Raw genomic sequence first — 9,456 nt, forward strand, 5'->3', positions numbered from 1 at the left:
GTCAGGCGGGCAGGACCGCCGACTCCTCCGCCTCCACCTGGGCGTTCCAGGCGCGCTTGGTGGAGCGCCAACCCTCGTCGTCCATGCCCCGCCGCCAGTAGCCGGAGATGGAGAGGTCGTCGCGCGGCACCCCGCGGTCGATCCGCAGCAGCCGGCGCAACTCCTTGACGAAGGTGGCCTCGCCGTGGACGAAGGCGTGCACCCGGCCGGGCGGGAAGTCCAGCGCCCGGACCGCCTCGACCAGCGCCTCGCCCACCGGCCGGCCGGCCCGGTGCAGCCAGCGCAGCTCGACCGCGCCGGCGCTGGCCAGCGGCAGCTCGTCGGCCGGGCCGTCGACCTCGACGAAGGCCACCGCCCGCGCGCCGGCGGGCAGCCGCTCCAGGGCGGCGGCGATCGCGGGCAGGGCGCTCTCGTCCCCGGCCAGCAGGTGCCAGTCGGCCGTCGGGTCCGGGGCGTACGCCCCGCCGGGGCCGGTGAAGAGCACCGGGTCGCCGGGGCGCAGCCGGGCCGCCCACGGCCCGGCCAGGCCCTCGTCGCCGTGGTGCACCACGTCGATGGTCAGCTCACCGGCCGCCGCGTCCCAGGCCCGCACGGTGTACGCCCGCAGCCGCGGCCACTGCTCGGCCGGGAACTGCCGCTTGATGGTGGCGAGGTCCGTCGGGTGCGGGTAGACCACCCCGGCCGGCGGGAAGACCAGCTTCACGTAATGGTCGGTGTACGCGCCCACCGGCAGGCCGGCCAGCTCCGCACCGCCCAGCACCAGCCGGATCAGGTGCGGGGTGGGCCGCTCGGTCCGGACGACCGTGGCGGCGGTGACCTTCTTCGGGCGCTCCGTCATGCTACTTAGGCTAGCCTAAGCAGCAGGGACGACGTCGCCGGCCCGGGGTGGGGTGCCCCGTCCCTACGCGATCTCGACGTAGTCCAGCTCGGCCCAGCGGTCCCGGTGGGTCAGCCGCAGCGTGTTGAACCCGGCGTTCAGGGTGACGTCGGCGCGGACCTGCCGCCAGGTCTCCCAGCCCGTGTTCGGATAGCTGACAACCTGGGCGGCGCCGCCGTTGACGGTCAACGTGTGCGTGGCGTCGCCGTACCCGGCGGCATAGGCGATGTACGCGGTGTAGCCACCGGCGCGCGGGGCGTAGACGGTGACGTCGACCCAGCTGTCGGCGTAGTCGATGTAGGCCACCACCTGGCCCTGTGAGGCGGTGCTGGTGTTGCGCACGGCGCAGTGGTTGAGCACACCCCGCTCGGTCTCGTACCGCACCCGGCTGCCCCGGACCACGGGATACTCGCCGGCCCAGCCGAGCGCCGCCACGTACATCCCACGGGCGGAGTAGTTGTTGATCCAGCCGTGGAAGACGAGATGGTCGCCGCCGGCCTCCCGGACGACGTCCGCGCCGCCGGGCCCCCGCACGGCACCGTCCACGCTCGCCGTGGTCACCAGCGACCGGTACGCCTTCGCGTACGGGCCGGTGAGCGAGGTCGCGGTGGCGTAGCTGGTCTGGTAGCCGTCGCCGCCGTAGCCGCCGAGGGAGTAGAAGAGCACGTAGCGCGACCCGACCTTGGTCAGCACGGGCGCCTCGATGACGCCGGCCTCTTCCGGGCGGTCGTTGCGCAACAGCTCGACGCGGCCGCCCTGGAGCGTCACGCCGTCGGCGGCGACCTGCTGGAGCCAGAGGCTCGTCGGCTGGCCGATGGCGTTGCCGTCGTCCTTGTAGAGCAGGTAGCGCAGGCCCGTCGAGTCGACGAAGCTGGACGGGTCGATGTCGCCGCCCTCGGTGCCGTTGCAGACCAGCGGCCCGGTGCCGACCGGGGCGAACGGGCCCAGCGGCGAGCTGGCCAGGGCCGCTCCGATGCACTGCCGGCCGGCGGCGCGGCTGCGCGCGGTGTAGTAGAGCAGGAACCTGCCGTCGGCGCGCTGGGACACGTCGGGGGCCCAGGTGCGGCCGCCGTCGGCCCAGGCACCCAGGGTCGGCAGGGCGTCCGGCCGCCGCGTCCACGGGCCGGTGAGCGAGGTGGCCGTGGCGACCGGCACGTTGCCGTTGCCGTTGTTGGTCGAGTAGGCGTAGTAGGTGCCACCCACCTTGATCACGTCCGGGTCGGGGAAGTCGCTGGCGATGACGAGCGCCGGGGACGTGGTCGCGGCGGAGGCCGCCTCGGCGGCGACGACGACGGGGGTGGCCACGAGCACGGCGGCCAGGCAGGCGAGGGCTCGACGCATGGCCGATTATAACCACACTCATCGATGGATGACGCCCGCCGTGCCGGCCGGGGCGGGTGGTCAGGCCGGGGGGAGCAGGCGGGCGTGCCAGGCGAGGGCGGCCGGGTCCGTGAGCGAGGCGACCTGGTCGATCACCACGCGGAGGCGGGCGGCGTCGTCGGGGGCGTCCCGCCAGAGCGGGGCGAAGACCGGGTCGAGCGCGTCCGGTGCCCGGTCGAGCAGGGCGGCCACCAGCTCGGCGAGGATCTCCTGCTGGCGGGCGTACCGGGGGCCGGCGCCGGGGCGGCGCATCACGTAGCGCAGCGCGATGCCCTTGAGCAGCGCGCACTGGACCCGGATCCGACGCGGCACCACCAGGTCGGCGGCGTACCGGCGGTGCGGGCCGGGGCCGTGGCGCTCCTGGGTGGCGGCCACCACCGTGGCGACGAACCGGCCGGTGAGCACGCTGGTGGTCGTCTTCAGCGCGGCGAGGGCCCGGTGGCTGCCGTCGTACGTGGCGAGCGGGGCGAGCACCGGCTCGGCCAGCAGTTCCGCCAGCACCTCGCCCAGGTCCTCGGGGGCCTCCCCGGAGTACGCGGCCGCCACGTCGGCGCAGAGCGCCCGGCGCTCCTCCGGGTCGGCGAGCAGCGGGCGCAGGCTGACGTACCCGCCGTGGATGCCGTCCTCGACGTCGTGCACCGAGTACGCCACGTCGTCGGCCCAGTCCATCACCTGGGCCTCCAGGCAGCGCCGCTCACCGGGCGGGCTGCCGGCGCGCAGCCAGTCGAAGACCGGACGGTCGTCGGCGTACACCCCGAACTTGCGCCGGCCCGGACGGCGCTGCCACGGGTACTTGCTGACCGCGTCGAGCGAGGCCCGGGTGAGGTTGAGCCCGGCGGAGTGGCCGTCCGGGGCGAGCACCTTCGCCTCCAGCCGGGTGAGCACCCGCAGCGTCTGGGCGTTCCCCTCGAAGCCGCCGCAGTCGGCGGCGAGGGCGTCCAGGGCGTCCTCGCCGTTGTGCCCGAACGGCGGATGCCCGAGGTCGTGCGCCAACCCGGCGGTGTCCACCACGTCCGGGTCGCAGCCCAGCCGGGCGCCCATCTCGCGGGCGATCTGCGCCACCTCGAGCGAGTGGGTCAGCCGGGTACGCAGGAAGTCGTCGGTGCCAGCCGTGTGCACCTGGGTCTTGGTGGCGAGCCGGCGGAACGCCGCCGAGTGCAGCACCCGCGCCCGGTCCCGCTCGTACGGCGACCGCCCGTACCCGGTGTCCTTGGGCGCCTCGACGACGAGGCGCGCCCCGTCGTCAGCCCGGCTCACCCCTGGCGCTCACGGAGCACGCAGAACTCGTTGCCCTCGGGGTCGGACAGCACCGTCCAGTCCGCCTCGCCCTGACCGATGTCGACGTGCCGGGCCCCCATGTCGACCAGGCGCTCCACCTCGGCCTCCTGGTCGGCCGGGCGCAGGTCGATGTGCAGCCGGTTCTTGCCCTCCTTGGACGCGGCGACCGGGACGAAGACGATGCCGGGCAGCGCGTCGGGCGAGCGGCGGATCTCCACCTCGTCCGGCTTCTCGCTGATCACCTGGTAGCCGAGTGCCTCGGCCCACCAGTGGGCGAGCCGCGACGGGTCCTGGGCCTCGACGGTCAGGTTCTCCCAGACGCTGGTCATGCGGCCACCTCTCCTGATCGACTCGTACGCGGGCGAGCCCAGGTTACGCCCGGCGGGCGGAGATGGCCCGCCGGGCGGAAGCGGGGCCGCCGACTTGAGCGCCGGCGGCCCCGGTTTCGTCACCCGGTCAGCGGGAGTCGGAGCCCGTGGTGGTCACCGCCGCGCGACCCGCCTCCAGCCGGGCCACCGGCACCCGGAACGGCGAGCAGGAGACGTAGTCGAGCCCGACCTCGTGGAAGAAGTGCACCGAGTCGGGGTCGCCGCCGTGCTCGCCGCAGACGCCGAGCTTGAGTCCCGGCCGGGCGGCCCGGCCCTCCTCGGCGGCGATCCGGACCAGCCGGCCGACCCCCTCCCGGTCGATGGACTCGAACGGCGAGATGCCGAAGATGCCCAGCTCCAGGTAGCGCCAGAAGAACGCGCCCTCGACATCGTCCCGGGAGAAGCCCCAGCCCATCTGGGTGAGGTCGTTGGTGCCGAAGGAGAAGAACTGCGCCGCCTCGGCGATCTGCCCGGCGGTCAGCGCGGCCCGGGGCACCTCGATCATGGTGCCGATCAGCACCTCGACACCGCTGTCCCCGACCACCTCGGCGATGATCTTCTCGGCCTCGGCGCGTACCGTCTCCAGCTCCTGCACGGCGCCGACCAGCGGGACCATGATCTCCGGGCAGGCCGAGCCGCCGGCCCGGACGACCGTGACGGCGGCCTCGGCGATCGCGCGGACCTGCATGGCGAACAGGCCCGGGATGACCAGGCCGAGCCGGACGCCGCGGAGGCCGAGCATCGGGTTCTCCTCGTGCATCCGCCGGACGGCGGCGAGCAGCGCCTCCTCCTTGGCCACGTCCTCGCCGCGCTCCTGGGCGACCGCCACGTTGACCGCGAGCTGCTCCAGCGGGGGCAGGAACTCGTGCAGCGGCGGGTCGATCAGCCGGATGGTGACCGGCAGGCCGTCCATCTCCCGGAAGATCTCGATGAAGTCCTCCCGCTGCAGCGGCAGCAGCGCGGCGAGGGCCTCCTCCCGCTCGGCGTCGGTGCCGGCGAGGATCAGCCGCTCGACCAGCTCCCGCCGGTCGCCGAGGAACATGTGCTCGGTGCGGCACAGGCCGATGCCCTCGGCGCCGAACCGCCGCGCCCGCGCCGCGTCCGGACCGGTGTCGGCGTTCGTCCGGACCCGCAGCCGCCGCGTGGCGTCGGCGTGCGTCATGATCCGGTGTACGGCCCGGACCAGCGGGTCGTCGGTCTGCTCCGGGTCGAGGGTGCCCTCGAAGTACTGCACCACCTCGGACGGCATGACCGGCACCTCGCCCAGGTAGACCTTGCCGGTGGTGCCGTCGATGGAGACGACGTCGCCCTCGTTGACGGTCTGCCCGGCGACGGTGAACTTCTTCGCCGGGATGTTGACGTCCAGCTGGTCCGCGCCGGAGACGCAGGTCTTGCCCATGCCCCGGGCCACCACGGCGGCGTGGCTGGTCTTGCCGCCGCGCGAGGTGAGGATGCCCTTGGCGGCGATCATGCCGTTCAGGTCGTCCGGGTTGGTCTCCCGCCGGACCAGGATCACCGGCTCGCCCTCGGCGGCCAGCTCGACCGCGCGGGCGGAGGTGAAGACGACCTTGCCGACCGCCGCGCCCGGCGACGCCCCGATGCCCTTGGCCACCGGCTCGAACTCGTGGTCGAGCTTGAACCGGGGGAACATCAGCTGGGCGAGCTGCGCCCCGTTGACCCGGTGCAGCGCCTCGTCCAGGTCGATCAGGCCCTCGTCGACGAGCTGACCCGCGATGACGAACGCGGCGGCGGCGGTGCGCTTGCCGACCCGGGTCTGGAGCATCCAGAGCTTGCCGCGCTCGATGGTGAACTCGATGTCGCAGAGGTCCTTGTAGTGCTCCTCGAGCCGGGCCATGTAGCCGAGCAGCTCGTCGTAGGACTTCTTGTCGATCCGCTGCAACTCCTCCAGCGGCACGGTGTTGCGGATGCCGGCGACCACGTCCTCGCCCTGGGCGTTGGCCAGGTAGTCGCCGTAGATGCCCTGCGCCCCGCTGGCGGGGTCGCGGGTGAAGGCGACGCCGGTGCCGGAGTCCGGGCCGAGGTTGCCGAAGACCATGGCCACCACGTTGACCGCGGTGCCCAGGTCGGCGGGGATCCGCTCCTGCCGGCGGTAGACCACGGCGCGCTCGGCGTTCCACGAGTCGAAGACCGCGCGGATGGCCAGGTCGAGCTGTTCCCGGGGCTCCTGCGGGAACTCCCGCCCGGTGTGCTTGGCGAAGATCTTCTTGAACGAGTCGACCAGCCCGCGCAGGTCGTCGGCGTCCAGGTCGAGGTCGTTGTCCGTGCCCTTGGCCCGCTTGGCGTCGTCGATGGCGTGCTCGAACTCCTCGCCCGGCACGTCACAGACGGTCTTGCCGAACATCTGGATCAGGCGGCGGTAGGAGTCCCAGGCGAACCGGTCGTTGCCGCCGGCCTGCGCGCTGAGCCCGACCACACTCCGGTCGTTGAGGCCGACGTTGAGGACGGTCTCCATCATGCCGGGCATGGAGAACTTGGCGCCGGAGCGTACGGAGACCAGCAGCGGGTCGTCCGGGTCGCCGAGCTTGCGGCCCATCTCCCGTTCCAGGGACTCCAGGTGCGCCTCGATCTGCCCGGCCAGCCCGTCCGGCTCCCGGCCGGTCGTCAGGTACGCCTTGCAGGCCTCGGTGGTGATGGTGAAGCCGGGCGGGACCGGCAGGCCGAGATTGGTCATCTCGGCGAGGTTGGCCCCCTTGCCGCCGAGCAGGTCCTTGAGGTCCTTGTTGCCCTCGGCAAAGTCGTAGACGTACTTGTGCTCGACCGTCTCTTGCGCTGCCACCAGAGCCTCCCACGCGCGCCATTGACACTTAACGAAGGTTCAGTTCGGACATACCCCGGGAGCGACCACCGGTAATCCCGGCACGTCAGCGATCGGTGGGGCGAAGGTTAAGCGAACATCGAGTGGGCTGGGACCGTTCGGTGACAATCGGCACAACCATCACCACTATCCGCGTCCGTACCGGTTTTTGGGAACGCTTCCACGCGCAGGATCACGCAATTCCGATTCCCCTCGTACTCTTGACGGCACTGGTTTCCGCTGAACCTCACCTTTGCCATATCCCGCGCAAATACACCCCGGAGCCGTCGCCGTGCCCACCACCCCCACCGCCCCGTCCGAGAGCGGTCCCGAACCGCTCGACCGCACCGGCCTCCCCACCCAGCAGCCGGCCGCCGCCGACCTGGCCCGGACCGCCGCCCGCCGGGCCGGCGACCTGCTCGCCCCGCCCGCCCCGGTCCGGCTCGGTGACGTGGTGCCCGCGCCCGAGCACGTGGCACCGGACCCGGCGACCGACTTCACCCTCCCCGAGGACGCGGCGATCCGGGTCAGCGCGGCCGGCCGGGACGTCGCCGAGCAGCTCGCCGAGTGGCTGCGCCCCGCCACCGGCTACCCGCTCCCGGTCACCGACACCGCGGACGCCGAGCCCGGCGACCCGCTGGCGCTCACCGTGTCGACCGCGACCACCGCCGGCGCGGCCGATCCGGTCACCGGCGCTGCTCCCGGCGACGCGGCCGGTGCTGCCGGCGGCGGGTGGGCCGACCCGGCAGCCGGCAATGGCCTGCCGAGCGGCGCGGAGCTGGGCGACGAGGGCTACCGCCTCGACATCACCCGGGACGGGGTCCGGATCACCGCCGCGACCCCGGCCGGGCTGTTCCACGGCGCGCAGACGCTGCGGCAGCTCCTGCCGGCGGCCATCGAGAGCGCCACCCCGGTCACCGAGCGCTGGGCGGTGCCCGGGGGCACGATCGTCGACCGGCCGCGCTTCCCGTACCGGGGCGCCATGCTCGACGTGGCCCGGCACTTCTTCGGCGTCGAGGACGTGCTGCGGGTGGTCGACCACCTGGCCCGCTACAAGCTCAACCACCTGCACCTGCACCTCACCGACGACCAGGGGTGGCGGATCGCCGTCGACTCCTGGCCCCGACTCGCCGAGGTGGGTGGGACCACCGAGGTGGGCGGCGGGCCGGGCGGCTGGTACACCAACGCCGACTACCGCCGGATCGTCGCGTACGCCGCCCGTCGCCACGTCACCGTGGTGCCGGAGATCGACCTGCCCGGGCACACCAACGCGGCCCTGGTCGCGTACCCCGAGCTGGCGCCGGGCAAGATCCCGCCGCCGCCGTACACCGGCACCGAGGTCGGCTTCAGCTACGTCGACCCGGCCGACGAGCGGACGTACGACTTCGTCGCCGACGTGGTCGGCGAGGTGGCCGGGCTGACCCCCGGCCCCTGGCTGCACCTCGGCGGCGACGAGGCGTTCAAGGTCAAGGGCGCGGCGTACACCGGCTTCGTCGAGCGGGCGCAACGGATCGTGGCGGACACCGGGAAGACCGTGGTCGGCTGGCACCAGCTCGCCCCGGCCGGGCACGTCGACGGCCGGGTGCTCCAGTGGTGGGGCACCAACGGCGACGACCCTGAGACCGCCGACGCGGTACGCCGCGGCGCCCGGGTCATCCTCTCCCCCGGCAACCGCGCCTACCTGGACATGAAGTACGCCCCGGACACCCCGATCGGGCACGACTGGGCCGGCCTCATCGACGTGCACCGGGCGTACGACTGGGATCCGGGCACGCACCTGACCGGCGTACCGGTCGAGGCCGTGCTGGGGGTGGAGGCGCCGCTCTGGACCGAGTCGGTCACCACCCTGGCCGAGGTGGAGTTCATGTTCTTCCCGCGCCTGCCCGCCCTCGCCGAGCTGGGCTGGTCACCCCGGCCGACGCACGACTGGGCGGGCTTCCGCGAGCGGCTGGCCGGCCACGGCCCGCGCTGGACGGCCGCCGGCATCACCTTCCACCCCTCCCCCGACGTCCCGTGGCCGGCGACGCCCACCATCCCCACCCAACCCACCCGCGACACCACGGCCGACACCCACTGACCACCAGCGCCTCGGTGGAACGCCATGGACATCTCAGGCCCCGCGAGACACCCATGGCGTTCCACTCACCGTTCGAACAGCGGACGGCGTGAGTGGAATGTCCGGTCGGGCGCTCTGCCGACCGGCCCAAGTGGGCTCAGCGCCTCGTCAGCCCGCCCGGCCTGGGTGCACCCTGCAACGCCTATCCTCCGGAGGCGCCCACCTGGGGTGGATGTCCGGTTCGTGACGGCGGGTTGCGGCATGTGTTGTCCGGTTTCGGGCCGGTCGGGTCGGGTGGTCGGCGCCACCGTCGGGGCGGAATCATGCCGGGGGCGGGGTCGTTGTACATGGCGGGCCGCGCAGCATCCCGCCCCCCGGGGCGAGGCAGCGGCGGTTGGAATGACCGGCCCCGGCCGGTCGTTACATCACCCGGACCCGCGCACCACCGGTCCGAGCCGTGAGCCAGGGAATCACCCCCGAGCCCCGGTCGTTACATCACCCCGGGACGTCGGATCAGGCCGAGGGAATCACTCCCCGCCGCCGACGGTTACACCCCCGGACCGCCCGAGCAGGTCACCCCCGTTGACCGCCGGGCACCCATCGAAGACTTCTTCCAGCGGTACCCGCACGCACCCCCCCTGTCGCGTGTGCCGCCAACCCCCGAACGGAAGGTTGATCACAT

General features: G+C 73.2%; 6 protein-coding genes. 1 reads left to right on the forward strand and 5 read right to left on the reverse strand.

What is annotated here, in order from left to right; genetic code table 11:
* Position 1 precedes the first annotated feature (1 nt).
* The 5 genes from ACGFI9_RS36455 to ppdK form a co-directional block, all read right to left on the reverse strand.
* Positions 2–838, reverse strand: a complete 837-nt coding sequence (locus ACGFI9_RS36455) for a siderophore-interacting protein (protein ID WP_393185517.1) — start codon at positions 836–838, stop codon at positions 2–4.
* Between the two features lie 63 nt (positions 839–901).
* The gene (locus ACGFI9_RS36460) at positions 902–2,218 is read right to left on the reverse strand and encodes a family 43 glycosylhydrolase (RefSeq protein ID WP_393185519.1); all 1,317 of its coding nucleotides are present in this window, start codon (positions 2,216–2,218) and stop codon (positions 902–904) included.
* 60 nt (positions 2,219–2,278) lie between these two features.
* Positions 2,279–3,514, reverse strand: a complete 1,236-nt coding sequence (locus tag ACGFI9_RS36465) for a deoxyguanosinetriphosphate triphosphohydrolase (protein ID WP_393185521.1) — start codon at positions 3,512–3,514, stop codon at positions 2,279–2,281.
* Positions 3,511–3,864, reverse strand: coding sequence for a VOC family protein (locus ACGFI9_RS36470; protein ID WP_393185523.1), 354 nt, complete (start codon positions 3,862–3,864; stop codon positions 3,511–3,513). Before ACGFI9_RS36470 ends, ACGFI9_RS36465 begins: the two co-directional genes overlap by 4 nt.
* Positions 3,865–3,991: 127 nt before the next feature.
* A complete protein-coding gene (ppdK, locus tag ACGFI9_RS36475) occupies positions 3,992–6,700 on the reverse strand; it encodes a pyruvate, phosphate dikinase (protein WP_393185525.1) in 2,709 nt (902 codons plus the stop codon).
* 310 nt (positions 6,701–7,010) lie between these two features.
* Here ppdK and ACGFI9_RS36480 point away from each other — a divergent pair, with 310 nt between their 5' ends.
* Positions 7,011–8,795: a beta-N-acetylhexosaminidase gene (locus ACGFI9_RS36480; protein ID WP_393185527.1), complete on the forward strand. Its 1,785-nt coding sequence runs from the start codon at positions 7,011–7,013 to the stop codon at positions 8,793–8,795.
* Positions 8,796–9,456 lie beyond the last annotated feature (661 nt).

This window comes from Micromonospora sp. NPDC048930, from assembly GCF_043197935.1.
In the GTDB taxonomy this organism is placed as follows: Bacteria; Actinomycetota; Actinomycetes; order Mycobacteriales; family Micromonosporaceae; genus Micromonospora.

Bases quoted from the DNA above. Each gene is read 5' to 3' on its own strand.
- ACGFI9_RS36455 (WP_393185517.1), bottom strand. From the start codon at position 838: ATGACGGAGCGCCCGAAGAAGGTCACCGCCGCCACGGTCGTCCGGACC.
- ACGFI9_RS36470 (WP_393185523.1), bottom strand. From the start codon at position 3,864: ATGACCAGCGTCTGGGAGAACCTGACCGTCGAGGCCCAGGACCCGTCG.
- ACGFI9_RS36460 (WP_393185519.1), bottom strand. From the start codon at position 2,218: ATGCGTCGAGCCCTCGCCTGCCTGGCCGCCGTGCTCGTGGCCACCCCC.